Genomic DNA, 26297 nt, shown 5'->3' with positions numbered 1-26297 from the left:
GGAACACACACCGGTCCCATTTTTGTGGCCTTGGCGGGGTGCTCGCCCCCACTGCGTGTCCGATTCCGATGGCTGGAGCGCCGCGTGATCAGAGGCGTTGCCTGAGGGGGCGTTTCCATGTTTGATGCCCGCCAGCGATCGCCCGGTCGCGATTTGAGGTCGCCGGCCGCCACACTCGCCAGCCAAGACGGAAACATCTGCCATGGACACGAAGACTCGCATTCTGCCGCATGTCGTGAAGGGAGAGGGCGCCGGCGCGCCCGTGGTGCTTCTGCACGGGTTCGGCGGCGATGCCCTCTCCTGGAGCAACGTGCAGACGGCGCTCGCGGGCAAGCGCAGATCCATCGCGTTTGACCTGCCGGGGCATGGGTCGGCTGTCGATTGGCCTGAAATCGGCCATGCGGGACTTGCCGCTAAGGCGGTGAGCGCCGGGCTCGACGCGCTGGGTCTCGAGCGCATTCATCTGGTGGGCCATTCCATGGGCGGCGCCATCGCGACGCTGATCGCCTTGCGCGCGGGGGACCGGATCGCCAGCCTGACGTTGCTGGCGCCGGGCGGATTCGGGTTCGAGATCAACCATCGCCTGTTGCGCCGCTACGCCGCGGCGCGCGAGGAGGCGGATATCCAGATCCTTTTGGAGCAGTTTTTCGGCTGGGAGTGCCCCATCCCGCGCAAGCTGGCCGCCCACATCGCGAAGGACCGCAACTCGCCCGGGGCAACCGAGGCGCTTCAGACCATCGTCGACGCGATCATCGATGGCGACGTCCAGAAGGTGCTGCCGCGCGAGAAGCTCGCCGAGCTTGAGTGCCCCGTGAAGGTGGTCTGGGGAACCCAGGACCGGGTGCTGCCCACCCGTCAGTCGCACGGTCTGCCCGGCGTCGTTGCCACCCACATCTTCGAGCGGGTTGGCCACATGCTGCAGCTCGAAATCCCGCGCGAGGTGACGAAGCTGATTCTGGAGAATGTAGCGGCGGGAGAATAAGGCGATCCCCTCGCCGGGATGCCGGCCGTCAGGCGGCCGGCAGCAGGTCCTCGCGCCACGGCTGGCCCAGCGCCCGCCGCGCCATCATGTGCGAACGGGGATGGTTGATCGAATCGACCGCCAGAAGGGCGCCGTCGCGCAGATAGGCGACATAGAACGAGCCGCCCGCCGGATCGCCGACGATCCTGGCCTCGTCGTGCCCGGAAGACAGCCCGGCAATCTGCAGCTTCACGTCATACTGGTCCGACCAGAACCATGGCACCGGGTCATAGATTCCGGGATTGCCGCAGATGGTTGCCGCAGCCGCTTTCGCCTGGTCGATGGCGTTCTGGACGCTCTCCAGCCGGATCCTTGCTCCGAAGCGGGCCGAGAAGAACCGCGTGCAGTCGCCGGCGGCGAGAATATGGGGATCGGAGGTGCGGCAGGCCTCATCGACCAGAATGCCGTCATCGACCGCTAGACCGGCGGCGCGCGCGAGCTGGTCGTTGGGTGCGGCGCCCACGGCGACCAGCACCAGGTCGCAGCCGATGCGTTCGCCGGATGTCAGGCGCACGGCGCGCGCCGCTCCCGGCAGGTTCGGCGTGCCGTCTTCGCCCTCGATCGCGTCGATCGACACGCCGAAGCGCAGCTCGACGCCGTGGCTCTTGTGAAGGCTTTCGAAGAATGTCGAGAGCACCGGGGTCACGACCCGCTTGAGCACCCGGTCCTGGGTCTCGAGAACGCAGACCTCAAGCCCCAAAGTGCGGGCCACCGCAGCGACCTCCAGACCGATATAGCCCGCGCCGATGATCACCAGCTTGCCGCCTCTCATGGAGGGACGGAGAGCGTCGACGTCGGCCATGGTGCGCAGCGGCAGCACAGCGGGACGGTCGATGCCGGGCAGAGGCAGGCTGCGCGAATGGGTGCCTGTCGTCAGCACCAGGTGATCGTAGTCCAGGATCTGCGTGTCGCCGCAGCTCAGCGTGCGCGCCGCCGGATCGATCCCGGTCACCGTGACGCCGGTGCGCAGGGCAATGCTGTTGGTCCCGTAGAATTCCGGCGGCCGCAGCCAAAGCCGCTCGGCGTCGAGCTCGCCCGCGAGATACTTCTTGGACAGCGGCGGACGCTGGTAGGGCGGTTGCGGTTCTTCGCCCAGCATGGTGATGGGGCCGGAGAAACCGCCCTGGCGCAGGCTCTGGGCGGTTTGCGCGCCGGCCTGGCCGGCGCCCACGATCACGCAATGCTCGGTCATGCAGTCCTGATCCGGTGAGTGTCCTGGAAAGGGTTCTGCCGGGACAGACCCCGGCGCCAGACCGACATGTCGCGCGAAATGCGGCCAAATTCAAGGCCGCTGCGTCTCCGCGCGGCGGCCGCGAGATCTACACCGCGCGCAGCTGCTTCATGAAGCTCTTCATTTCGGTGTCGATGCGCACCGCTTCCTCCGTGAGGATCGCGGCCAGCCGGTCTACCGCCTCGCCGGTGCCCTTCGCCTGGTGACGCGCCTTGGTGACGGCGGCGACGGCGCCGCTTCCCTCCGCGCTCAAGGCCTCGGCTTCCGCGATGCTTTGCGACAGCAGACGCACGGTTTCCTCCTGCCGGGCCAGCGCCTCGGCGACGCCGCCGGCGGTGGCGTTGACCTCGTCGACGACCGTGTTGACGTCGTCAAAGGCGGAGACTGCGGATTGCGATGCGGACTGGATCGCGGTGATCTGCGCCTCGATGGCTTCTGTCGCGCGCGCCGATTGCCCCGCAAGGCTCTTGACCTCCTGGGCGACCACGGCGAAGCCGCGGCCGTGCACGCCGGCGCGCGCTGCCTCGATTGTGGCGTTGAGCGCCAGCATGTTGGTCTTGTCGGCGATGCTGCGGATCGCCTCGACGACCTCGATGATCTTGCCCGACGCGTTGCCGAGCGCCGACATGGTCGCGGCCGAATTCCCGGAACGGCCCTTTGCCTGGTCGGCGATGCCGGCCGAGCGGGCGTTGCGGTTGCCCGCCTCGCGAAGGTTTTCCGCCAGAGCGTCGCGGATCGCGGCAACGGAGGCCAGCGTGCCGGTGATGCTCGTCTGGGCGTCGCCTGCCTTGTCGGCGGCGCCGAGGACGTTTTTCGATGTCACCTCGACGGCGGTCACCGCTTCGTTCATGGCGCCGGCCGCCGTCCTCAGACTGGCAAGCGCCATGGCCATGGTGTTCTCGAAGCCGCGCGCCAAAGCGTCGATCTCCTCTTCGCGGGCCAGACGGCGCGCCGCCGTGGCGGCAGCGGTATCTCCAGCATTGCCGCTCGTTTCGCTGGCTGCGCCGTTCGTTGCCGCCGTTGGCTTCGATGCGGACGTCACAAGGGAGGCGGGGGGCGAGGGCTTGATCGCGCCCGCCACGGACAGGTTGTCGTTCACCGCTGCGGTGGCGGATGCCTGAAGCGTCGCTTCAACCGGGACGGCGGACAGGGCGACAGCGGGAGACGGCGCGTCATCGGTATCGATTTCCCATGGCGGGATGTCGGACACCGCGTCATCGTCCTCCTCATCGTCGTATTCGCTGGCCGGCTCCCAGGGGTCTCGTCGGCAAGGGTGGCGTCGGCTTCCAGCACGGAGACGCCGGGGATTGCGTTGGTGATGCCGGATTCGTCCGCATCGGCGGCGGGGACCGGTTGCGCCTCTTGCCGCCGGGCCATGGCACGGCCAAGACCAAAGCACCCCAGCATGCACAGCGTGAGGCCCATGGCCATTCCGCCGGCGGCGATCGGCAGCGATGCGGTTTCGGGGACCGCGGGCGGGCGGGACTGGATCCGGGTCGTGCGATCGAGAATGACGTCCAGATGCTCGTCGACCACGGTCGTCGCCGCGGTTCGTTTGGCCACGGCACTTCCGTAGGCCTGCAGAGCCTCGCGATAGGCGTCGATGAGGCTTTCGATCTTCTCGCCGCGTTTCTTGGGCAGGCGGGTGTCGTCGAGAATGCCTTCGAGCGCGGCCAGCTTGCCCTCGTAGGGCGACAGATCGACGATGCCGGCGGTGATCAGGAAAACCGTCTCGATGCGCCGGATGTCCTCGAACGCTTGCGCCACCTTGCGCAGGGCCGCCTTGGCGGACTTGCCCTTGACCGGCGCCGCCAGATCCGTCTGGACCGCAGACCCGGCCGCTTTCAGGACGCCGAGCGCCCCGTCTTCCGTGCCGTCGCCGATCGCCTGTTGAACACCTCGCACGGTGCTGAGCTGCATGTCGAGCTGGTCCAGCATGGTGATGAGATCGTCGCGCTGGGCGGCGAGCGGTGCGAACCGGCTGAGCGACGGCAGGCTCGCCAGGGTCTCGCGCAAGAGGCTTTCCGCCGTGCGAAGGGCCTGCTCGCTGGCGGTGTCGGGACTGGCGAGATAGATCCGGCCCGCTTCGCGCAGGTCGCGCGCCGCAAGGCCCGCGTCGCGCAGTCCGAGCGACAGTTCCGCGCCCGCGGAATAGTCGTGCCATGCGGCGGCGGTGCGCATGTGGTACCAGCCGAAAGTACTTGCGATCGTCAGCAGTCCCAGCGCGACAAGCGCCGCCCGCGCCACGACGCGCGGGCTCCTCGGAGTGCTCCCGGAAGGTCGATTACTGCGATCCGCGGCCCGTGCCATACGCCACCCTACGATCGGAACCTTAACGCCCACGCGCCGGTGTCCTGCTGTGTTACGTGTTTCGCTTTATGACTTATTAACCTTGACAAATCGTTGCACATTCCCGTCCCAAGGCCGGAAAAGGCGGACAATAGGCATTCTCCCGAGGGGCGCAACGAGGCGGATCTAGGTGGCGCGCTTGGCTGCTTCTGTGCTCGTTCCGACACAGCGTGTGGGCATTCTCGCGCCGTCGCGAGGACGTGCGCTTTGCCGCTTGCCGGTCTTTCCCGCCAGGCATAAAAGGCGCGCATGTCCCTATCCTCAGCCGTTGTCCGACTCACCCCGATCCTGTTCGTGCTGCTCTGGTCCACCGGTTTCATCGGATCGAAGCTTGGCGCGCCTTACAGCGAACCCCTGACATTCCTGGTGCTGCGCTACATTGCGGTGCTGGTGGTGCTCGGCGGCTCCATGCTGGCCATGCGCCCGGCGCGGGGCATGTCTGTCTCCGACTGCCTGCACGCCATGGTCGTCGGCGTGCTGATCCACGGCGTCTATCTCGGCGCGGTGTTCTGGGCGATCGACCATGACATGCCCGCGGGTGTCGCCGCCCTGATTGTCGGTCTGCAGCCGGTCGTCACCGCGCTGTTCGCGGGTGTGCTGCTGGGCGAGCGCATCACGGCCAAGCACTGGATCGGCATGGCGCTGGGACTCATCGGCATCACGCTGGTGCTGGGTCCGAAGGCGGGCGTCGCGGGTGCGGGTATCGATGCCGCCACCGTCGGCGTCTGCGCGACCGGCGTTCTCGGCATCACGCTGGGCACGATCTATCAGAAGCGCTTCGCCCAGCAGATGGACATGCGCGGCGGCGTGACCTTCCAGTATGTCGGCGCGTTCATCGTCACGTTGGCGGCGGCGCTGGTGCTGGAGGACTTCCAGGTGGAATGGAGCGGCCAGTTTCTCTTCGCGCTGGGCTGGCTGGTGCTGGTGTTGTCCATCGGCGCGGTGACGCTGCTGATGATGCTGATCCGCAAGGGCGCGGTCTCGAAAGTCGCGACCCTGTTCTATCTGGTGCCGGCGGCCACCGCGGTGGAAAGCTATTTTCTGTTCGGCGAGGAACTCGGAATCGTACAGCTTGTCGGCATGGCGATCGTTATTGGCGCGGTGGCGCTGGCGTCGCGCACGCCGGCCGCGGCGCCCCCCGCGACCACCACCTGAGCCTCTCAGGCTAAGACGGCGTCTCGCCGGTCGGGATTTCCCTGGTTCCCAGCGCATCGGCCAGCCGCACCTTGGCGGAGCCGGGGGCGAGCGGCTTCTGCTGGCTTTCGTGCGGCGCCCAGCCGGAGAGCGACAGCATCTGGAACGTCGCGCGGATGCGGCCGTCGGGATCGGCGTGGCGCTCGGCGTAGAGTTCCGCCGCGCGCAGGAACATGGCGCGGGTCGCGGCGCGGCCGCGTTCGCGCAGCACGCTCGTCGCGCCCATGGCCCGCAGATCCCGCATCAGGTCGAACAGCGTGTCGTAGCGCACCGTGAAGCGGTCCTGATCGGCCACCGGCAGGGCGAAGCCGGCGCGTTGCAGCAGCCCGCCGATTTCACGCGTATCGGCGAATGGCGCCACGCGCGGGCTGGCGCCGCCCGTAAGTTCCGCCTCGGCCATCAACAGCACGTCGCGCAACTCGTGCAGGGTCTCGCCGCCGATCAGCGCACCGAGAAACAATCCGTCGGGCTTCAGGGCCTTGCGGATCTGGATCAGCGCGCCGGGCAGATCGTTGGCCCATTGCAGAGACAGCGAGGACACCACAAGATCGAGCGAGCCGTTCGCGAAGGGCAGGGACTCGTCGTCCGCGACGAGATCCGGACCGCTGGAATCGGAAGTCTCATTGCTGTTTTCGGAGACATCCGGAGCGAAGAGATCCGCTCGAATGACGCGCTCAACCTTGCCGCTCGAGGCCAGCGCGGCGCTGATGCGGCCGGTGTGGCCGCCCAGGTCCAGCGCCAGGGGGAATGTGCGGCTCAGGGTCTCCAGCCGTTCGGCGAGATCCTCGGCGGCCAGGGCCAGCAGGAAATCCGCGCCCTCGGCATTGGCCTTCAGCGCGCGCGCGCGGCGCAGCGCCAGCAGACGGCGGTTGAAGGGCGCGATCTGGTCGTCGTGGGTCATGGGCTTGTGGTTCGCACGTGATTGGCGCGGCCTTTCGGCCGCCGCAATGGTGCCCGGCGAGCGTTCGGCTGGTGCCGAAGCGGGTCCGGATGGTGTAGGCTGGTTATGGCGTGGAACGCGGACAAAGACAATGATGGCGGCAGAGCGTGCATTGCGGGCAGGCACGGAAGGGGCCCTTCCGCTGGTCGCGCGCGGCGCGCGGGTCCTGGCCGTCGGCTCGCGGATCGTGGGGCGGCGGCTTCTCGATCTGGCCCTGCCGCCGGTGTGCTGCGTTTGCGAGCGCCCCTTGGCGGAGGATGTCGGGCTGTGCATGCCGTGCTGGTCGCGTCTGACCTTGATCGAGCGGCCGTATTGCGAGCGTCTCGGCACGCCGCTGGCCTACGATATCGGTCCCGGCGCGCTGAGCGCCGCGGCCATCGCAGAGCCGCCGCCTTTCGGCCGGGCCCGCGCCGTCTGCGTGCATGACGAGATTTCGCGCGCGCTGGTGCACGGTCTGAAATACCGTGACCGGCTGGAACTGGCGCCGCTGATGGCGCGCTGGATGCTGCGGGCGTCCGATGGTCTCGTCCATGAGGCCAATCTGATCGTGCCGGTGCCGCTGCACCCGCGCCGTCTGTGGCGCAGGAGGTTCAACCAGTCGGCGTTGCTCGCACGCGAGATCGGCAGCCAGGCGGACCGTCCGGTTCTGCTGGAGGGATTGCAGCGCATTCGCGCCACGCCGCGTCAGGTTGGGCTGGACGCAGCGGCGCGGGCCGCCAACGTGCGCGGGGCGTTCAAGGTGGATGGCCCGCACCGCGCGGCGCTCGAGGGCCGGAGAATCCTTCTGGTCGATGATGTGGTGACGACGGGCGCGACGCTCGGCGCGTGCGTGCGGGCGCTCGTGCGCGCGGGCGCCGCATCCGTCGATGTGCTGACTTTTGCGCGGGTGCACAACCGCTAAGCTCGGGTCCCTGCGTCAGGCGCCGCGCGCTGTACGCGGATCTTGCCGGAACGGGAAGGCTTGCCGGATATCGGCATGCAATCCTATATGCATGGGAACCGATTTCAGGAACGGGACTGACGCTTGCGGGCCCGGCCTGCGCACGAAAGAGAGAGCATGGCCAAAATCCAGATCTACACGCGCCAGCTGTGCGGCTTCTGCACGGCGGCGAAGCGGCTTCTTGACGACAAGGGGCTGGAGTATGAAGAATTCGATGCGACCTATGCGCCGGAAAAGCGCAAGGAAATGATTCAGCGCGCCAACGGGCGGTCGACATTTCCGCAGATCTTCATCGGCGCGACCCATGTCGGCGGCTGCGACGAACTTTTCGCCCTGGATCGGGCCGGAAAGCTCTCGGCGCTGGCCGCGGCCTGAGGCCCTTGCCGTCTCGATATCAAGCGCGGCATCCCGGCCAAACGACGGAAACACGGATGGAATTATCATGAGTGCGTTCAAAGCCGCCTGCATCCAGATGCGGTCCACCACCAGCGTCGCCGAGAATGGAGCCGCCGCCGAAGCATTGATCCGCGAGGCGGCCTCAAAGGGCGCGTCCTATGTGCTGACGCCCGAGATGACCAACATCCTGGTGCGGGACCGTCAGGCGCTTCTCGATGCGATCGCGGTGGAGGAGGCCGATCCGACGCTCGCGCTGTTCCACAAGCTGGCGGCGGAGCTGAAGATCTGGATCCACGCCGGATCACTGGCGATTCTGGTCGAGGGCGAAACAGTGGCCAATCGCGGTTTTCTGATCGGCCCGGACGGCGGCGTCCGCGCGCGCTATGACAAGATCCACATGTTCGACGTCGATCTGCCCAACGGCGAGAGCTGGCGCGAGTCGCGCACCTATCGCCCCGGGGAGACGGCAGTCGTCACCGAGCTGCCGTGGCTCAAGCTCGGCATGGCGATCTGCTACGACGTACGCTTTCCGCAGATCTTCCGCACGCAGGCGCTTGCCGGCGCGCAGTTGCTCACCGCGCCCGCGGCCTTCACCCGGCAGACCGGCGAGGCGCATTGGCATGTGCTGCAGCGCGCCCGCGCCATCGAGAACGGCGCCTTTCAGATGGCCGCCGCGCAGGGTGGCCATCATGCGGACGGTCGCGACACCTACGGTCATTCGCTGATTGTTGATCCCTGGGGCAAGGTGATTGCCGAGGCCGACCACGACGAGCCCTGCGTTGTGCTCGCCGAGATCGACCCGGCGGCCTCGGATGCCGCGCGCGGGCGGATCCCGGTGCTGCTCAACGAACGTGCGTTCGAGCTTGGCGATGGAGCGGACGTGGTCCTTTCCGGGGCGGCGGAATGATCCATTTCGCGCTCGTCTGCGACGGAGGGCATGCGTTTGACGCGTGGTTTCGCAACGCGGGCGATTTCGATGCCCAGGCGCGGGCCGGGCACCTTGTCTGCCCCGTCTGTGCGAGCGCGGATGTGCGCAAGGCGCTGATGGCGCCCAATGTCTCGACGGCGCGCAAGAAGGCCGCAGCGCAGCAGGAGGCCGGGGGCGTCCGTGCATCCGGCACCGCGGGAATCGACGAAGCCGAGGCGGATACGCCGCCGCAGGTCCCGGTCCCTTCGCCGGCTGCAAGCCTCGCGGCTGCCGATCCGCGGCGCAGCGAGGTGGCGGCCATGATGCGCGCCCTGCGCGACACGGTGATCCGCAACACCGAGAACGTGGGCACGGGGTTCGCGGAAGAAGCGCGCAAGATGCATTACGGCGAGGCCGAGAAGCGCGGTATCCACGGCGAGACCAGCGCCCGGGAGGCGCACGAGCTGCGAGAGGAAGGCATCGATATTCTGCCGCTGCCGACCCTGCCCGAAGACAATAACTGATGGGCCACGACTGATGGGCCATGACACGGAGCGCGGCGGCGAGCCGCCAGCGCCCCGGATCGGGTCCGTTCCCGTGATGGACCGGTCTTTCGGATGCGGCCTCTTAAGCGGCTGTCTTCTTGGCCATCGACGTGATGGCTTCCTCGGCCGAATTGGCAGCCTCCATCGCCGTTTCCGTTACCGCCGTCGTGGTGGTCCAGGCTTCCGCCATGCACTTGTTCATCTGCTCGCCGGCCTTTTCCGTGGCCTTGGCGTAGTCGGTGAAAAGCGTTTGCCAGAAATCGGTGATCACCTTCGCGGCGTCGTTCGGCTCACGGCATTCGGACAGGGTCTTGGCGCATTCGAAGTCGGCTTTCAGCCGCTGCTTCATGAAGGCCAACTGGTCGTCGACCATGCTTTCGAGACAGTTGATCGTTTCGCGGCTGCCGGTGGAAACCGTGTCGGCGAAGCGGCTGCCATAGCGGTCGGCGCTTTCGGCCCACGCGGAGTCGAGCCAGGGCATGGGGATGACGCTGGGATCCTTGCTTGCGGATGTCGGTTTGCGTGCCATGACGGCCTCCTTCCCGTTGCGGATGAAATCTTCTGGCGCGCGGGCGTTGCCGCGCATTCGTTGGCGCCCGCTTGACGCATGCGGGTCTTGGTATTCATGCTTCACAATCGGACTTTCCGCCCGCCATCACGCCAAGACAACATGACATCCGTGTGGCATTTCCGGTGGCAGGGGCTGTCTTTTACGAAATTTTTCGCCGTTTTGTTGTGTTGTGAAACAGTTACTGAGCGCCAACGACCGCTGTCCGATCGCCGTTACTCAAGGTGGCCCGATTGTACCAGATTATCTTTGATGTGAATCAAGAGTAATCGTCTCTCTTTTGCTGATTTTTGCGCTTCCTGTGCGACAAATTGTTTCTTGACTATTTTCGATATCCAATATTTGCGCATGTCTTGCGCCTGTTGCATTGAATTTGTGCAATTGATCCAAAGCAAGGGAACGAGCGTTGCAAGGTTTATGATCGGTTTCGCCGCGGGCGCGAGGCTCATTGCGGGGACGGCGTCGATCTGGAGCGTGGTGTCGTCATGGCGCCATTGTTTTGCGTGCAGGCTGGCGAGTGATCGCGGGCGATGAGGACTGGGACCATGGTGAGCAAGACAGAGTTGATCGAAACACCGGCGCGCGCCGCTGAATTGTATCCGTTTCCGATCGGCGCGGGCCGGGCCGTTGCGCCGCAGCCGCCGCTTGACGAGGCGGACAGTTACTCCGCGCGCGCCTTCGCCGAGGTGGCGGATCGGGCGTTCCGCGCGGGCATTGCGCGAGCGACGCTCGGCATCTCCCCCAGCTCATTGGCCCAGGCCTATTTCGATTGGTTCAGCCATATCGCCGCCTCGCCCGGCAAGCAGATGCGGCTTGCGGAGAAGGCGCTGCGCAAGTCCGTCCGGATGTCGCAATTCGCGGCCACTTGCCTGTCGGGGAGCAGCTCGGCGCGTTGCATCGAACCGCTGCCGCAGGACAAACGTTTCTCCGATCCCGCCTGGGACAGATTTCCCTTCAACCTGATCCACCAGTCGTTCCTGCTCAATCAGCAATGGTGGCATAACGCGGTCACCGGTGTTCGCGGGGTCTCGGTGCATCACGAGAAGGTCGTGGAATTCGTCACCCGGCAGATCCTCGACGTGTTTTCGCCGTCCAACAGCCTTCTGACCAACCCGGAGGTGCTGGAAAGGACGCGCGCGGAGGGCGGGCGCAACCTGGTGCGGGGTTACGAGAACCTGATCGACGACTGGGAGCGCTGGCTTGGCAACAAGCCGCCGGTCGGCACTGAAGATTTTCAGGTCGGCGAGACGCTGGCGGTCACGCCCGGCAAGGTGGTCTACCGCAACGACCTGATCGAGTTGATCCAGTACACGCCAACGACCAAGACGGTGGCGCGCGAACCGGTGCTGATCGTGCCGGCCTGGATCATGAAATACTACATTCTCGATCTGTCGCCGGAAAACTCGATGGTCAGATACCTGGTCGAGCAGGGCCACACGGTGTTCATGGTCTCCTGGAAGAATCCTGGCCCGAGCGAGCGCGACTTCGGACTGGAGGCCTATCGCCGCCTCGGCGTGATGGCGGCGCTCGAGGTAGTGGGCGCCATCGTGCCGGACGCCAAGGTGCATGCGGTTGGCTACTGTCTGGGGGGTACGTTGCTGGCGATCGCCGCCGCCGCCATGGCGCGCTTCGGCGACGACCGGCTCGCGACAGTGTCGCTGTTTGCCGCGCAGACCGATTTCACCGAAGCGGGCGAACTGACGCTGTTCATCGACGAGAGTCAGGTCAGCTTTCTCGAGGACATGATGTGGGAGCAGGGTTTTCTCGACACAAAGCAGATGGCGGGCGCCTTCCAGTTGCTGCGCTCCAACGATTTGATCTGGTCGCGCAGCATCCGCGAGTATCTCATGGGCGAGCGCCCGGCGATGTTCGATCTGATGGCGTGGAACGCCGACGCCACCCGGATGCCATACCGCATGCATTCGGAATACCTGCGCCAGCTGTTTCTCGACAATGATTTCGCCGCGGGGCGCTATCATGTCGGAGCGGAGCCCGTCGTGGTGGAGGACATATCCGCCCCGTTCTTCGTGGTCGGCACAGAAAGCGATCATGTCGCGCCCTGGCGTTCGGTGCACAAGATCACGCATCTTGCGGATTCCGAGCTGACCTTCGTGCTGACCACGGGCGGCCACAATGCCGGTATCGTGTCCGAGCCGGGCCACAAGCACCGCTCCTACAAGATCATGACGCAACCGGCGCACGACGGCTTTCTCGATCCCGAGGGCTGGAGCGAGGCGGCGGAGCAGCGCGAGGGATCCTGGTGGGAGGCCTGGGCGGCATGGCTGACCGAGCATTCCTCCGCTCAGGTGCCGCCGCCAGAAACGGGTCGCGCCGACGCCGGTTATCCGCCGCTGATGGATGCGCCGGGAAGCTATGTCTTGATGAAATGACGCGGAATGCGAGGCTCAGGCATCGAGCCACCCGCGCAAGGCGCTTGTTACCACCTCGGGGCGTTCGAGCGTCGAGAGATGGCCGCAATGGGGAACCACCTCCAGCCGCGAGCCCGGGATGATCGCGTGCATTTCCTGCGCGCGCTCGGGCGGCGTCAGCGCGTCGGCATCGCCAACGAGCACCAGTGCCGGACAGGTGACATTGGCGAGCGAGGCGCGCGAGTCGGGCCGGGCGATGATCGCCGCCTGTTGGCGCAGGAAGGCTTCGGGCCCGGTGTCGCGGGCCATCTCCTCGGTGGCGCCGCGCAGATCCGCGTCCGCCACCCGGTCCGGGTGCACCAGGCTTGGGTGCAGTAGCGGCACGATGCGGTTGAACTGACCCTTTTTGGTGATACCGACCAGCGTCTCGCGGCGCGCGGTCTGCTCCGGCGTGTCGGCGCGCGCGGCGGTGTCCAGCAGCGCCAGGCGCGATACGCGGTCTGCCGCCTGGCGCATGATCTCCATGGCCACATAGCCGCCCATCGACAGCCCGACGAGCGCAAAGCGCTCGGGCGCCTGAACCAGAATGGCGGCGGCGATTTTTGCCATGGTCTCATGGCCGCGATGATCGGCGACCATCAGCGGCCGGTCGCCAAAGGCGGCCAGCTGCGGCGCGTAGAGGATCTCGGTGCACAGCAGCCCCGGCACGAAGACAATCGGTTCCATATCCCATCCCATCCTTTGTCGTACCTCCGATATAGCGCACCGCGCGCGCGTCGGCTTCCGGTCCGTGTGCGTTTCCCGCCGGAAAGATCGGGGCGGGGCTTCGGGATCGCTTGTTTGTTGACTAAGTCAATCAATTATGATGCTTTTACAACGATATGGGATCTGTCTGGAGCTGACGCATGCACGATGGTCCGCCGCGCGCCGATGTGGAGGCGATGCGCGCCTTCAACCGGTTCTACACCCGCTTTGTGGGTGCGCTGGACGAGGGTCACCTGGGCAGCGCCTATTCGCTCGCGGAGGTCCGCGTGCTCTACGAACTGGCCCGGGGCGAGGGCAGTGTTGCGGCGCGCGACTTGCGCGAGATGCTGGGCCTCGACGCGGGCTATCTCAGCCGCATGCTGAAGACGTTTCGCGATCGCGGGCTGGTGGACGCGCATGCCAGCGCGGACGACCGCCGCCAGGTCCTGCTGTCGCTGAGTGATGCCGGGCAGGCGGCGTTCGCGCCGTTGTATGAGGCTGCCAACGCGGAGGTCGCCCGGGTGCTGGACGGCCTGCCGCCGGACAGGCACCGCCGGCTTCTGGCGGCGATGCAGACCATGCGCGCAGTGCTCGACGGCGAGACGCGGCAGCGTGCCGCTTACGTGCTGCGGCCGCACCGGATCGGAGACATGGGCTGGGTGGTGAGCCGGGAAGCCCTGCTCTACGCGCGCGAATACGGATGGGACGCAAGCTTCGAGGCGCTCGTCGCGGAGATCGTGGCCACCTTCCTGCGGCGCTTCGATCCTGCCCGGGAGATCTGTTTCATCGCGGAGATGGACGGCGAGCCGATCGGGGCGATTTTTCTCGTCAATGGGGATGTGGAGGGTGATGCGGCGGGGCTCGCGAAAATCCGCCTGCTGCACGTGGAGCCCTGCGCGCGCGGGCTTGGCATCGGCCGGCGTCTCGTCGAGGAGGCGATCCGCTTTGCCCGCGAGAGCGGCTACCGGCGCGTGACGCTGTGGACCAACGACGTGCTGACCTCGGCGCGCCGGATCTATCAGGCGGCGGGGTTCGAGCTGGTCGAGGAGGAGCACCACCACAGTTTCGGCAAGGATCTGGTCGGTCAGAACTGGGAGCTGCTGTTGTAGCGCCGGCCTTTATGCCGGCCGTTCGGCCAGCAGCATGTAGTTGACGTTGAGATCCTTCGAGCGGTCCCATCGGTCAAACAGCGGGTTGTAGGACACGCCCGTGCGCTCGATCACCCGCATGGCGGCCTGCTCCAGCGGGACTTCCAGTTCGTCCGGCTTCACCAGCTTGTTGTAGTCGTGGGTGCCGCGCGGCAGCCAGCGCAGCACCACCTCGGCGCCGACGATGGCGAGTGCATAGGCCTTCAGGGTGCGGTTGATGGTGGCAATGAACATCAGCCCGCCGGGGCGCACCATCTGCGCGCAGGCATCGATGAACAGGGGCACGTCGGATACATGCTCGACCACTTCCATGTTCAGCACCACGTCGAAGCGCTCGCCGGCCTCGGCCAGGGCTTCCGCCGTCGTCGCGCGGTAGTCGATCGTCAGGCCGGACTGGGCCGCGTGCAGCTTCGCCACCTCGATGTTGGTGGCGCCGGGGTCCGCGCCGACGACCTCCGCGCCGAGCCGCGCCATCGGTTCGCACAGCAATCCGCCGCCGCAGCCGATGTCGAGGAACCGCAGGCCCTTGAAGGCGTCGGGCGCGTTCGGATCTCGGCCGAAGCGGGCGCAGACCTGCTCCTTGATGTAGGTCAGACGGACGGGATTGAACTTGTGCAGCGGCCTGAATTTGCCGGCCGGGTCCCACCACTGCGCAGCGATCGCGGAAAACCGCGCTATCTCGCTTTCGTCGACGGTGGTCGTCTTTGCCTTGCCGGTCATACGTGATCCTGTCGCGTTCGTCTGTCTCGGGCGGCGTCGGAACCGCCGCTCCATTTGGTCGGTGTTTGCCGCTGGCTTGTCAAGCAGCCGCACCGGCTTTCGCAGGTTGCGGCGCGCGCGGCTAGTCTGTATGCATACGCGCCAATCCCAAGTGCGCTGAGCGCGCTGCTTCGGTGACGCCTACACAAACACAGCTCGCAGAAACTGGCTCCATGTCTCGTCTGGTTATGAAATTCGGCGGAACGTCCGTCGCCGATCTCGATCGCATTCGCAATGTGGCCCGTCACGTCAAACGTGAGGTCGACGCCGGCCATCAGGTTGCGGTCGTGGTCTCCGCCATGGCGGGCAAGACCAATGAGCTCGTGGCGCTCTGCCGCGAGGCTTCGCCGATGCACGACGCGCGCGAATATGACGCGATCGTCGCCTCGGGCGAGCAGGTCAGCGCCGGGCTTCTGGCCATCGTCCTGCAGGAGATGGGCGTGGACGCGCGCTCCTGGCTCGGTTGGCAGATCGCCGTGACCACCGACGGATCGCACGGGGCGGCGCGCATCGCCGACATCAATGGCGAGAAACTGCTCGAGCGCCTGGCGATGGGGCAGGTGGCCGTTGTCGCCGGCTTCCAGGGCGTGGCGCCGGACAACCGTATCACCACGCTCGGCCGCGGCGGCTCGGACACCAGCGCCGTGGCGATCGCCGCCGCCATCAAGGCCGACCGCTGCGATATCTATACCGACGTCGACGGCGTCTACACCACCGATCCGCGCATCGTGCCCAAGGCGCGGCGGCTGGACCGCGTCGCCTTCGAGGAGATGCTGGAGATGGCGTCGCTCGGCGCCAAGGTGCTGCAGGTGCGCTCCGTCGAACTGGCCATGGTGCACGGCGTGCGGACCTTCGTACGCTCCAGCTTCGATGACCCGGATGCGCCGCAGATCGGCGTCGACAATCTGCCCCCTGGAACTCTTATCTGCGACGAGGACGAGATCGTGGAACAGCAAGTCGTCACCGGAATCGCCTTCTCCAAGGATGAAGCGCAGATTTCCATTCGCAACGTGCCGGACAAGCCCGGCGTCGCCGCCAGCGTGTTCGGTCCGCTGTCGGACGCCAACATCAACGTCGACATGATCGTGCAGAACATTTCGCCGGACGGCTCGACCACCGACATCACCTTCACGGTTCCCGAAACCGAGTATCAGCGCGCGCTCAACGTCCTGGAGGCGACGCGCGCGGTACTGAAGTTTGGCAGTCTTGAAGGCGCCACCGATGTGGTCAAGGTCTCGGTGATCGGCATCGGCATGCGCAGTCACGCGGGCATCGCAAGCATGTGTTTTCAGGGGCTTGCGGAAAAGGGCATCAACATCCGCGCGATCACCACATCGGAAATCAAGATATCCGTTCTGATCGATTCCGCTTATACCGAACTTGCGGTCCGGACTTTGCATTCGCTATACGGACTCGACGAATAACAGCGGACGGTACGGCGGACTGTCCACCCAGCTGAGGATGAGTATCGGAGCACGCCGGCCTGACTGTTGAGGAAGTGGCGCATCATGCGAGGCAATCTCGCCGGCCCGCGCGTTCTGCTGCGCCGTCTCCGCGAGGTGATGGCGGATCAGAGCAGCGCCCAGGAACGGCTCGACAAGATTGTCGTGCTGATCGCGGCCAACGTGGTCGCGGAAGTGTGCTCTGTCTACATCCTGCGCGCCGACGGGCGGCTCGAGCTCTATGCCACCGAGGGCCTCAACGCGAGCGCGGTGCACCAGACCAGCCTGTCGGTCAACGAGGGCCTGGTCGGCCTGATCGCCGCCGAGGCACGGCCGCTCAATCTGCCCAATGCGCAGGCGCATCCCTCCTTCGCCTATCTGCCGGAGACCGGCGAGGAAATCTACAATTCCTTCCTCGGCGTGCCGATTCTGCGCGCCGGACGCACGCTTGGCGTTCTGGTGGTCCAGAACAAGGCGCACCGCACCTATTACGAGGATGAGGTAGAGGCGCTGCAGACCACGGCGATGGTCATCGCCGAGATGCTCGCGGCGGCCGAGCTGGAAGCGATTTCCCATCAGGGCGCCCGCCTCGATCTGACGCGTTCGCTGCATCTCACCGGCCTGTCGCTGGTCGACGGCGTCGGCCTGGGTCACGCGGTGTTGCACGAGCCGCGCGTCGTGGTCACCAATCTGATCGCCGAGGATATCGAGCGCGAGGTGGAGCGGCTGGAGAAGGCCGTGAACACCATGCGCGTGTCGCTCGACGACATGCTGTCGCGTGGCGAGATGGTGCAGCACGGCGAGCACCGCGAGGTGCTCGAGGCCTATCGCATGTTCGCCCAGGACCGTGGCTGGGTGCGCCGCATCGAGGAGGCGATCCGCAATGGCCTCACCGCGGAAGCCGCGGTGGAGAAGGTGCAGAGCGACACGCGCGCGCGCATGCTGCGCCAGACCGATCCTTACCTGCGCGAGCGCTTGCATGACCTGGACGATCTGGCAAACCGCCTGATGCGCGAGCTGATCGGCCGGCCGCACGGAGCGGTGGCGGCGGATTTGCCCAAGGACGCGATCATCATCGCGAGGACGATGGGCGCGGCCGAGCTTCTGGACTACGACCGGAACTGTGTCCGCGGTCTGATCCTTGAGGAAAGCGGCCCGACCAGTCATGTGGCCATCGTGGCCCGGGCGCTCGGAATCGCGACCGTCGCGCAGGTGCCCGACATCGTCTCGCTGGTCGAAGGCGGCGATGCGGTCATCATCGACGGCGAGCTGGGGCAGGTGCATTTGCGTCCGTCGGCGGACGTTGAAAACGCTTTCGCCGAGAAAGTCCGCTTTCGCGCCCGCAGGCAGGCGCAGTTCCGCCGTCTGCGCAACAAGCCCTCGATCAGCCGTGACAAGCAGGACGTGACGCTGCAGCTCAACGCAGGCCTGGTGGTGGATCTGCCGCATCTCGACGAATCGGGCGCCGCGGGTATCGGTCTGTTTCGCACCGAGCTGCAGTTCATGGTGGTGTCCACCTTCCCGCGCATGACCGAGCAGTGCGCGCTGTATTCGCAGGTGCTGGATTCGGCCGGCAGCCGGCCTGTGACGTTCCGCTCGCTGGATATTGGCGGCGACAAGGTGCTTCCCTATATTCGCTCCATCCAGGAAGAAAATCCGGCGATGGGCTGGCGCGCGATCCGGCTCGGGCTCGACCGTCCGGGCCTGTTGCGCACCCAGATCCGCGCGTTGCTGCGGGCGGCGAGCGGGCGCGAGCTGAAGCTGATGTTCCCCATGGTCTCCGATGTGTCGGAATTCGAGCAGGCCAAGGTGCTGGTGGAGCGCGAGCTGCGGCACCTGGGCCGCCACAAGCACCGGCCGCCGGACAAGGTCCGGCTCGGCGTCATGCTGGAGGTTCCCTCGCTGCTGTATCAGTTGGAGGATCTGTTCCAGGCTGTGGATTTCGTCTCCGTCGGCTCAAACGACCTGTTCCAGTTCTTCAACGCCGTCGATCGCGGCAATACGCGGGTGGCGGAACGGTTCGATCCGTTGAACGTGTCGTTCCTGCGGGCGCTCAAGAAGATCGTCGATGAGGCGAATGGCGCCCACGTACCGGTGACGCTGTGCGGCGAGATGGCCGGCAAGCCCCTGGAAGCCATGGCGCTGCTGGCCCTGGGCTATCGCGACATCTCGATGTCGCCTTCGTCCATCGGTCCGGTCAAGGCGATGCTGCTCAAGCTCGATATCGGCCGGCTGCGCGCGCGGCTGCTGCCGCGGCTGGAGCCCGGCAGCGGCGCGGTCAACATCCGGCAGTTACTGCGCACGTTCGCCGATGAGCATGGCGTGCAGGTCTGATTTGTGACATTCACGAGCGCGTCTTCTCTCGCGGCGCGCCAGCGCCGCGATCAACACCGACCATTCTGGAGATCCGCGCCCTATGCTCGCGCAGGACAAACTTGACGGTCTGCTCGACCGCTTCGCTGAAATCGAGGCCCGGATGTCCGCCAATCCGGACCCGGCGACCTATGTCCGACTGGCGCGTGATCACGCCGAGCTGGAGCCGGTCGTGGGGATGGTTCGGACCCTTCGGCAGGTGAACGAGGAACGCGAGGGGCTGGAAAGCCTGCTTGAGGATCCCGAGACCGACGCCGAGATGCGTGAGCTGGCCGAAGCCGAGCTTCCGGAGTTGAAGGAACGCGCGGCAACGCTGGCGCAGGAAATCCGCGTCGCGCTGCTGCCCAAGGACGCGGCGGATGCGGGCAACGCCATTCTGGAAGTGCGCGCCGGCACGGGCGGCGATGAGGCGGCGCTGTTCGCCGGCACGCTGTTCCGCATGTATCAGCGTTACGCCGAGCTTCACAACTGGAAGGTCGAGATCCTGTCCGCCAGCGAAGGCGAGGTGGGTGGCTACAAGGAAGTCATCGCCTCGGTGATCGGCAACGGCGTTTTCGCGCGGCTCAAATTCGAATCGGGCGTGCATCGCGTACAGCGGGTTCCGGCCACCGAATCGGGCGGCCGCATCCATACCTCCGCCGCCACCGTGGCCGTGCTGCCCGAAGCGCAGGATGTCGACATCGAGGTCCGCAGCGAGGACATCCGCATCGACACGATGCGTGCCTCGGGCGCCGGCGGTCAGCACGTCAACACCACCGATTCCGCCGTCCGGATCACCCATATCCCCAGCGGCATCGTGGTCACCTCTTCCGAGAAGTCGCAGCACCAGAACCGGGCCCGTGCCATGACGGTTCTGCGCGCCAAGCTGTATGAAGCCGAGCGCGACAGGCTGGACAGCGAGCGCTCGGAGGCGCGGCGCGGGCAGGTGGGCTCCGGTGACCGGTCAGAACGCATCCGCACCTACAATTTCCCGCAGGGCCGCGTCACCGACCACCGTATCGGGCTGACGCTGTACAAGCTGGAACCGGTGATCGCGGGCGATGCCCTGGACGAGATCATCGATCCGTTGATCACCGAGCATCAGGCGGCTCTGCTGGCTGCCAACGAGGGCGCGTGACGATCCCGACGACGCTTGGCGCCGCCTATCGCGATCTGCGCGATGCATTTCGCGCGGCCGGATTTGCGTCGCCTGAGATTGACGCGCGCATGCTCGTCGCCGCGGTCGCGGGCATCGAGCCCGCGCGGGTCATGGTGGAAGAGGACCGCCCGCTGGACAGCGACCAGCTTGCGCAAATCGCGCGCATGCGCGCGGCGCGCCTGGGACGGACGCCCGTCGGCCGGATCCTCGGACGGCGGGCCTTCTGGGGGATGGAGTTTGTCCTGTCGCCGCAGACCCTGGAGCCGCGCCCGGATACGGAGAGTCTGGTGGAAGCGGTGCTCGCGGATGTCGACGCCCGGTCACGCCGCACCGATTCGCTGCGCTTTGCGGATCTGGGGACGGGATCCGGCGCGATTCTCACAGCTCTGCTGAGTGAGTTGCCGAATGCCTCCGGTATCGGCACGGATATCAGCGCGGAGGCGCTGGCGACCGCCCGGCGCAACGCGCAGGCCAATGGCGTCGGAGATCGCGCGGCCTTCCAGCGCAGCTCATTCGGCGAGGCGCTGGAGGGGCAGGGCGGATTCGATTTCATCGTTTCAAATCCGCCCTACATCACCGATGCGGCGCTCGCGCGGCTGGATCCGGAAGTCCGCCTGCATGATCCGGAAAGGGCGCTGGCGGGCGGTCCCGACGGACTCGATGCCTATCGCGCGATCGTCGTCTGGGCCGCGAGCCATCTGCATTCTCCCGCAGCATCGCTCTATCTGGAAATCGGCTACGATCAGGCTGCGTCGGTCAGCGGCTTGTGTCGCGCGGCGGGCTTTTCGAACATTACGTTGCGGCAGGATCTGAGCGGCCTGGATCGGGTCGTGATCGCCACGATGTGACAATCCGGCAATGGCGATGGCCATCGTGGATTTGTTGTAAAAATGCGCTTGGAAAAACGTCACGAACGGGCTAGGTTCTCCACGCCGAAGCGCATTTCCGACAATCGATGTGTTTGGTGTGGATGCCAAACGGGCTGGGGTGAGCCACACGATTGCCGAGCGCATGGGGGCATCGGATTTGCGCGCGATGTCCATTATCGGTTCGTCAAGACACGGATCGGTTTTTCGGTGATCTAGATCACCGCGTGTCCAAGACAGCGGACTATCTGAACCCACCAAATGCGTCGTGATCCGGAATTCGGTTCGCAACGTCGACAGGCGTCAAGTGATGGACGGCAACGTCCAAGCTGACAATCATCGCCTGGGCGGTGGGTCGGGTGTCGATGGAAACCCATCGGCCAGCCGCTCTGAAGAGATAACGGCAGAATGAGACAAGTTAATCAGAATAAGCGTATGCGCGGACGCGGTCGCAAGACACCGAGTCTGTTGTCCCGATCGTTTGAGTCCAATGGTCCGGACGTCAAGGTGCGTGGTACCGCGATGCACGTCGCGGAAAAATACCAGCAGCTGGCGCGTGACGCCCATGCCTCGGGCGACCGGATCATGGCCGAGAACTATTATCAGCACGCCGAGCATTATTCGCGTCTCGTCGCCGCGGCCCAGCCGCAGGGCGAGTCGTCCAATGACAGCCGCGATGATGATGACCGCGATGAGCGCGACGATCGCGAGGAAGCGATGGGCCGCGAAGAACGGGTGCCTGCGCGTGGCGGCCGCGACAACGATCGTGCGTTCTCCGATGGCAACCGCCGCAATGATGGAAATCGGGGAAGTTCCGCACAGGATGACCCTGCGCCGCGGCCCCGTCCCGCGCCCAGCCGCGGGCCGATCATGCCTGAGGACGCGCCGCAGCCGTTCATCGACGGAATGCCGAACACCAATACCAAGCGTGCCGATATCAACGGCGCGGCCGTCGCCCCGGTGGCGAAGCCTGTCCCTGCGGGAAACAGCGCCGCGCCCGAGGAGGCGGCAAGTGCGCCGTCCGCTGCCGATGGTGAGGAAGAGGTGGCCAAGCCGCGCCGCCGCACGCGCGGGACGCGCGGACGTGGCGCACGCCGCTCCACATCCTCGGAAGGCGGGGATGCTGACGCATCCGCACCGGAGACGGCCGAACCGGCGTCCGCGCCGGAAGCAAGCGACGCCTGATCGGCGCGCTGGTCAGGCGACTGAGATCACTGTGAAAACGGCGCGGGCTTTTGGTCCGCGCCGTTTTGCGTTCAGGCTCTCTCGCGGCGGCGGCGCGCGCGAATCTCGCGCCCGCAGCCTGCGGCAGAAAGTCCGGCCGCAAGAATTCTGTCGTTCTTGCGATGGATCAACCTCTTTTGTTGTCAATCTGCAACACTATATCGGATGCGCGGCCAGTGTGCCGCGCGAGGGCCAATCGCATGCGCGTCAGCCACGGGACGGATGATTTTCTCCGTCGCGCGGTGCGCTGTCCGGCCTCGCGGTCCGAAACGTCCGCCATGCCTCGGGTGGCGGTACGCTGTGGAGAGTGATTATGGATCTGGAAAAATATACAGAGCGTGTCCGTGGCTTCATCCAGTCGGCGCAGACCTACGCGCTTGGACAGGGGCACCAGCAGTTCACGCCCGAACACGTTCTCAAGGTGTTGCTTGACGATCGCGAGGGCCTGGCCGCGGGCCTGATCCAGCGCGCCGGCGGCCGCCCGCAGGATGCCTCCGGCGAGTTGGAGCGCGTCCTGGCGGCCATGCCCAAGGTGACCGGAGGCAGCGGCCAGCTCTATCTGGCGCAGCCGCTTGCCAAGGTGTTCGACACGGCGGAGAAACTGGCGGACAAGGCAGGCGACTCCTTCGTCACCGTGGAGCGGCTGCTGCTCGCGCTGACGATGGAGAGCGCCGCCGAGAGTTCGAAAATCCTGGCCAAGGCCGGTGTCACGCCGGCGGGCCTCAATCAGGCGATCAACGATTTGCGCAAGGGCCGAACCGCGGACACCGCGTCCGCAGAGAATCAATACGATGCGCTGAAGAAATTCGCGCGCGATCTGACCCAGGACGCCCGCGATGGCAAGCTTGATCCGGTGATCGGCCGGGACGAGGAAATCCGCCGCACCATTCAGGTGCTCTCCCGGCGCACCAAGAACAATCCCGTGCTGATCGGCGAGCCCGGCGTGGGCAAGACGGCGATCGCCGAAGGCCTGGCGTTGCGCATCATCAACGGGGACGTTCCGGAGTCCTTGCGCGACAAGAGCCTGTTGGCGCTCGACATGGGCGCGCTGATCGCCGGCGCGAAATACCGCGGCGAATTCGAGGAGCGCCTGAAGGGCGTGCTTTCGGAAGTGCAGGCGGCCGAAGGCGGCATCATCCTGTTTGTCGACGAGATGCACACGCTGGTGGGTGCGGGCAAGGGCGAAGGCTCGATGGATGCCTCCAACCTGCTCAAGCCGGCGCTGGCGCGCGGCGAACTGCACTGCGTGGGCGCCACCACATTGGATGAGTACCGCAAACACGTGGAAAAGGACGCGGCGCTCGCGCGGCGCTTCCAGCCGGTGTTCATTTCCGAACCGACCGTCGAGGACACGATTTCGATCCTGCGCGGACTGAAGGAAAAATACGAGCTGCACCACGGCGTCCGCATCACCGATTCGGCACTGGTCGCTGCCGCGACGTTGTCGAATCGCTACATCACGGACCGCTTCCTGCCGGACAAGGCGATCGATCTGGTCGACGAGGCCGGCTCGCGGCTGCGCATGCAGGTGGACAGCAAGCCGGAGGAACTCGACGAGCTCGACCGGCGCATCATCCAGCTGAAGATCGAGCAGGAGGCGCTCAAGAAGGAAACCGACGAGGCCTCGCGCGACCGGCTGCAGAAATTGCAGCAGGAACTGGCGGATCTCGAGGAGGAATCGGCCGACCTGACCAACCGCTGGCAGAGCGAGAAGGACAAGCTGTCATCCGCGCAGAAGCTCAAGGAGCAGCTCGACCAGGCGCGTGGTGATCTGGAGAAGGCGCAGCGCGAGGGCAATCTCGCCAAGGCGGGCGAGTTGGCCTACGGCGTGATACCCGATCTCGAGCGGACACTCGCCGAGGTCGAGGCTTCAGAGGAGGCGTCCGGTGCGATGATGGAAGAGGCGGTCACCGCCGACCACGTCGCTCAGGTGGTGGCGCGCTGGACCGGCATTCCGGTCGACCGGATGCTCGAAGGCGAACGCGACAAGCTGTTGCGGATGGAAGATGAGATCGCCCATCGGGTTGTCGGCCAGGAGGAGGCGATTCACGCCGTCTCCACCGCGGTGCGCCGGGCGCGCGCCGGATTGCAGGACCCGCACAGGCCGATCGGTTCGTTCATGTTCTTGGGCCCCACGGGCGTCGGCAAGACGGAACTCACCAAGGCCCTGGCCGAGTTCCTGTTTGATGACGAAAGCGCGATGGTGCGTGTCGACATGTCGGAATACATGGAGAAGCATTCCGTGGCCCGGCTGATCGGCGCGCCTCCGGGATACGTCGGCTATGAGGAGGGGGCGCGTTGACCGAGCAGGTGCGGCGCCGGCCCTATCAGGTGGTTTTGTTCGACGAGATCGAAAAGGCGCACCCGGACGTCTTCAACGTGCTGCTGCAGGTGCTCGACGACGGCCGGCTGACCGATGGTCAGGGGCGCACCGTCGATTTCCGCAACACGCTGCTCGTGATGACGTCGAACCTGGGCGCGGAGTTCCTGTCTCAGCAGGGCGAGGGCGAGGATTCGGATGCGGTGCGTGGACCCGTCATGGACGTGGTGCGTAGCCACTTCCGGCCGGAGTTCCTCAACCGGCTGGACGAGATCATCCTGTTCCACAGGCTGAAGCGCAGCCAGATGGCGGCGATCGTGGACATCCAGCTGAAGGGGCTGATGCGGCTTCTCGAGGATCGCAAGATCACCATCGAGCTGGACGAAGGCGCCCGGGCCTGGCTTGCGGAGAAGGGATACGATCCGGCTTATGGCGCGCGGCCGCTCAGACGGGTGATCCAGAAGCAGGTGCAGGATCCGCTGGCCGAACGCATTCTCACCGGCGAGATCGGCGACAACGATACCGTGCGGATCACGGCCGGCACGGACCGGCTGCTGTTCGAGCGGGTGCGCGACGCGGAACGCGCGGCCTGACGCCTGGAGGCTGCGTGATTGCGGCATGAATAAAAAGAGCCGGCCCCCGGGGGCCGGCTCTGAGCTTGATGACAAAGCTCATACCCTCGATCGTCATCCTCGGCCCTGTGCCGAGGATCCATGTTTTCAATGACTTATGGATGATCGGGACAAGCCCGACCATGACGACGGAGAGTTTTCCCGGCTTTGTCAGCGGTCTGAGAGCCGGCCCCGGGGCCGGCTCTTTTGGTTTCAGAACAATTTTCAGCGCGCGGCGATGCGGTTCGGTGCGCGGCCGCGGTCCAGCAACTCGTCGATGCGGTCGCGCTCGCGTTCGAAGGCGGCCAGCAGCTTGCCGTCAAGCACGCGGCCGCGCGGCAGCCGGATGCGCATCGGATCCACGAAGCGTTCGTTGACCAGCACCTCGTAGTGCACATGCGGTCCTGTGGAGCGGCCGGTGGACCCCACATAGCCGATGATCTGGCCCTGGCGGACGCGCACGCCTCCCTTGATGCCGCGGGCGAAACCCGACATGTGGCCATAGGCCGTCTCATAGCCGTTGGCGTGGCGGATCTTGACCCAGCGGCCGTAGCCGGCATTCCACTTGGCGTCTTCGACGACGCCGTTGCCCGAGGCCATGATCGGTGTGCCGCGCGGTGCCGCCCAGTCGACGCCGGTATGCTTGGTCATGCTGCCCACCACGGGGTGACGGCGCATGCCGTAGCCTGACGAGAAACGGCCGCCGGACAGCGGCTTGCGCATCAGGAATTTCTTCGCGCTCTTGCCCGTCTCGTCATAGAAGTCGACCAGTCCGTCGTCGGGGTGCGGAAGCGGTAGAAGCGGCGGCGTGTGCCGCCAACTCCCAGCGCGGTGAACAGGATCTCTGACGCCTGGTCGTCTTCCGTCTCGTCGAGAGCGTAGAAGACTTCCATCGCGTCGCCGGGTTTGACGCGGGAATTGTAGTCGACGTCGAAGGAGAAGATGCGCACCAGATCCTGGATCAGCGGTTCGCTGATCTCGTTCTCAAGTGCCGTCTGGTAGATGCTGTCATAAAGCGATGGTGTGGGGCCCGCGTAGCCGAGCCGGTCTGCCTCGGCGAAAGCGTCGGGCAGCAGGTTTGCGGGCGCGTTTGCGGACACGAAGTCGCCGTCGTCGTTGCGCGCCACGGTGGCCTGATGGGTGGTTTCCGAATACAGGCTGATGCGCTCGGGCCGCATGTGGCCGATGTCATCGACCGACGGCGCATAGGCC

The 26297-nt window shown here is 65.9% G+C and carries 22 protein-coding genes and 1 pseudogene (1 of these 23 running past the window's edge); 14 read left to right on the top strand and 9 right to left on the bottom strand.

Translation table 11 applies throughout. The features are described 5' to 3' along the window. Positions 1-202: 202 nt before the first annotated feature. A complete protein-coding gene (locus D1F64_RS21060) occupies positions 203-982 on the top strand; it encodes an alpha/beta fold hydrolase (protein WP_117414021.1) in 780 nt (259 codons plus the stop codon). Between the two features lie 28 nt (positions 983-1010). On the opposite strand, the gene D1F64_RS21055 is transcribed toward D1F64_RS21060, so the two are convergent. From D1F64_RS21055 to D1F64_RS23635, 3 genes are all read right to left on the bottom strand, one after another. Then, positions 1011-2213, bottom strand: a complete 1203-nt coding sequence (locus D1F64_RS21055; protein WP_117414020.1) for an FAD-dependent oxidoreductase — start codon at positions 2211-2213, stop codon at positions 1011-1013. 127 nt (positions 2214-2340) lie between these two features. Next, positions 2341-3351: a methyl-accepting chemotaxis protein gene (locus D1F64_RS23640; RefSeq protein WP_205470567.1), complete on the bottom strand. Its 1011-nt coding sequence runs from the start codon at positions 3349-3351 to the stop codon at positions 2341-2343. Further along, positions 3348-4499 (bottom strand): hypothetical protein, encoded by a 1152-nt coding sequence (locus tag D1F64_RS23635; RefSeq protein WP_162901692.1) that lies wholly within the window; start codon positions 4497-4499, stop codon positions 3348-3350. The genes D1F64_RS23640 and D1F64_RS23635 overlap by 4 nt, the downstream gene beginning before the upstream one ends. A 351-nt stretch (positions 4500-4850) precedes the next feature. Between D1F64_RS23635 and D1F64_RS21045 the strand changes: the two genes are divergently transcribed. Continuing rightward, positions 4851-5756: a DMT family transporter gene (locus D1F64_RS21045; RefSeq protein WP_117414019.1), complete on the top strand. Its 906-nt coding sequence runs from the start codon at positions 4851-4853 to the stop codon at positions 5754-5756. A gap of 10 nt (positions 5757-5766) precedes the next feature. Here D1F64_RS21045 and D1F64_RS21040 read toward each other — a convergent pair whose 3' ends face one another. Beyond that, positions 5767-6696 (bottom strand): methyltransferase domain-containing protein, encoded by a 930-nt coding sequence (locus tag D1F64_RS21040; protein WP_117414018.1) that lies wholly within the window; start codon positions 6694-6696, stop codon positions 5767-5769. A gap of 130 nt (positions 6697-6826) precedes the next feature. Between D1F64_RS21040 and D1F64_RS21035 the strand changes: the two genes are divergently transcribed. The 4 genes from D1F64_RS21035 to D1F64_RS21020 all read left to right on the top strand — a co-directional run bounded on the left by D1F64_RS21035 (position 6827) and on the right by D1F64_RS21020 (position 9502). Next, positions 6827-7636 carry a ComF family protein gene (locus tag D1F64_RS21035; protein WP_117414017.1) on the top strand — a complete coding sequence of 270 codons (810 nt, stop codon included), beginning with the start codon at positions 6827-6829 and terminating at the stop codon, positions 7634-7636. 156 nt (positions 7637-7792) lie between these two features. After that, positions 7793-8050: a glutaredoxin 3 gene (gene grxC, locus D1F64_RS21030; protein ID WP_117414016.1), complete on the top strand. Its 258-nt coding sequence runs from the start codon at positions 7793-7795 to the stop codon at positions 8048-8050. A gap of 67 nt (positions 8051-8117) precedes the next feature. Next, positions 8118-8978, top strand: a complete 861-nt coding sequence (locus D1F64_RS21025) for a carbon-nitrogen hydrolase family protein (RefSeq protein ID WP_117414015.1) — start codon at positions 8118-8120, stop codon at positions 8976-8978. Next, the gene (locus tag D1F64_RS21020; protein WP_117414014.1) at positions 8975-9502 is read left to right on the top strand and encodes a DUF1178 family protein; all 528 of its coding nucleotides are present in this window, start codon (positions 8975-8977) and stop codon (positions 9500-9502) included. Before D1F64_RS21025 ends, D1F64_RS21020 begins: the two co-directional genes overlap by 4 nt. Before the next feature lie 103 nt (positions 9503-9605). Here the strand turns inward: D1F64_RS21020 and D1F64_RS21015 are convergent, their stop codons facing one another. After that, entirely contained in the window at positions 9606-10052 is a 447-nt protein-coding gene (locus D1F64_RS21015) for a phasin family protein (RefSeq protein ID WP_162901691.1), read from the bottom strand. 584 nt (positions 10053-10636) lie between these two features. On the opposite strand from D1F64_RS21015, the gene D1F64_RS21010 reads away from it, so the two are divergent. Then, the gene (locus D1F64_RS21010; RefSeq protein WP_117414012.1) at positions 10637-12481 is read left to right on the top strand and encodes an alpha/beta fold hydrolase; all 1845 of its coding nucleotides are present in this window, start codon (positions 10637-10639) and stop codon (positions 12479-12481) included. Between the two features lie 15 nt (positions 12482-12496). Here the strand turns inward: D1F64_RS21010 and D1F64_RS21005 are convergent, their stop codons facing one another. Next, positions 12497-13186, bottom strand: coding sequence for an alpha/beta fold hydrolase (locus tag D1F64_RS21005; RefSeq protein WP_117414011.1), 690 nt, complete (start codon positions 13184-13186; stop codon positions 12497-12499). Between the two features lie 179 nt (positions 13187-13365). Here D1F64_RS21005 and D1F64_RS21000 point away from each other — a divergent pair, with 179 nt between their 5' ends. Beyond that, positions 13366-14313, top strand: a complete 948-nt coding sequence (locus D1F64_RS21000; protein WP_117414010.1) for a helix-turn-helix domain-containing GNAT family N-acetyltransferase — start codon at positions 13366-13368, stop codon at positions 14311-14313. A 9-nt stretch (positions 14314-14322) separates the two neighbouring features. On the opposite strand, the gene ubiG is transcribed toward D1F64_RS21000, so the two are convergent. Beyond that, positions 14323-15072 (bottom strand): bifunctional 2-polyprenyl-6-hydroxyphenol methylase/3-demethylubiquinol 3-O-methyltransferase UbiG, encoded by a 750-nt coding sequence (gene ubiG / locus D1F64_RS20995; RefSeq protein ID WP_117414009.1) that lies wholly within the window; start codon positions 15070-15072, stop codon positions 14323-14325. A 212-nt stretch (positions 15073-15284) separates the two neighbouring features. Between ubiG and D1F64_RS20990 the strand changes: the two genes are divergently transcribed. From D1F64_RS20990 to clpB, 6 genes and pseudogenes are all read left to right on the top strand, one after another. Further along, positions 15285-16535, top strand: a complete 1251-nt coding sequence (locus D1F64_RS20990) for an aspartate kinase (RefSeq protein ID WP_117414008.1) — start codon at positions 15285-15287, stop codon at positions 16533-16535. Between the two features lie 84 nt (positions 16536-16619). Then, positions 16620-18887: a phosphoenolpyruvate--protein phosphotransferase gene (gene ptsP / locus D1F64_RS20985; RefSeq protein ID WP_117414007.1), complete on the top strand. Its 2268-nt coding sequence runs from the start codon at positions 16620-16622 to the stop codon at positions 18885-18887. A gap of 82 nt (positions 18888-18969) precedes the next feature. Next, positions 18970-20043, top strand: coding sequence for a peptide chain release factor 1 (gene prfA, locus D1F64_RS20980; protein ID WP_117414006.1), 1074 nt, complete (start codon positions 18970-18972; stop codon positions 20041-20043). Next, positions 20040-20912, top strand: a complete 873-nt coding sequence (gene prmC / locus D1F64_RS20975) for a peptide chain release factor N(5)-glutamine methyltransferase (RefSeq protein ID WP_248304536.1) — start codon at positions 20040-20042, stop codon at positions 20910-20912. The genes prfA and prmC overlap by 4 nt, the downstream gene beginning before the upstream one ends. A gap of 453 nt (positions 20913-21365) precedes the next feature. Beyond that, positions 21366-22115 (top strand): DUF4167 domain-containing protein, encoded by a 750-nt coding sequence (locus D1F64_RS20970; RefSeq protein WP_248304535.1) that lies wholly within the window; start codon positions 21366-21368, stop codon positions 22113-22115. Positions 22116-22467: 352 nt separating this feature from the next. Further along, positions 22468-25067: pseudogene (gene clpB / locus D1F64_RS25230) on the top strand (ATP-dependent chaperone ClpB). A gap of 243 nt (positions 25068-25310) precedes the next feature. On the opposite strand, the gene D1F64_RS24930 reads toward clpB, so the two are convergent. Together D1F64_RS24930 and D1F64_RS24925 are read right to left on the bottom strand one after the other, a co-directional pair. Then, positions 25311-25808 (bottom strand): M23 family metallopeptidase, encoded by a 498-nt coding sequence (locus D1F64_RS24930; protein WP_205470566.1) that lies wholly within the window; start codon positions 25806-25808, stop codon positions 25311-25313. Further along, positions 25808-26297 carry the 3' portion of a hypothetical protein gene (locus D1F64_RS24925; RefSeq protein ID WP_205470565.1) on the bottom strand. The gene runs 155 nt beyond the window's last position, so the window shows 490 of its 645 coding nt (coding positions 156-645); its start codon lies off the right edge, out of view — the gene reads right to left on this strand; it ends in the stop codon at positions 25808-25810. The genes D1F64_RS24930 and D1F64_RS24925 overlap by 1 nt, the downstream gene beginning before the upstream one ends.

The sequence above is a fragment of the Breoghania sp. L-A4 genome (assembly GCF_003432385.1).
Taxonomy (GTDB): Bacteria; Pseudomonadota; Alphaproteobacteria; order Rhizobiales; family Stappiaceae; genus Breoghania.
The sequence above is the reverse complement of the archived record's forward strand: the minus strand, read 5'-3'. Positions and strand labels throughout refer to the sequence as shown.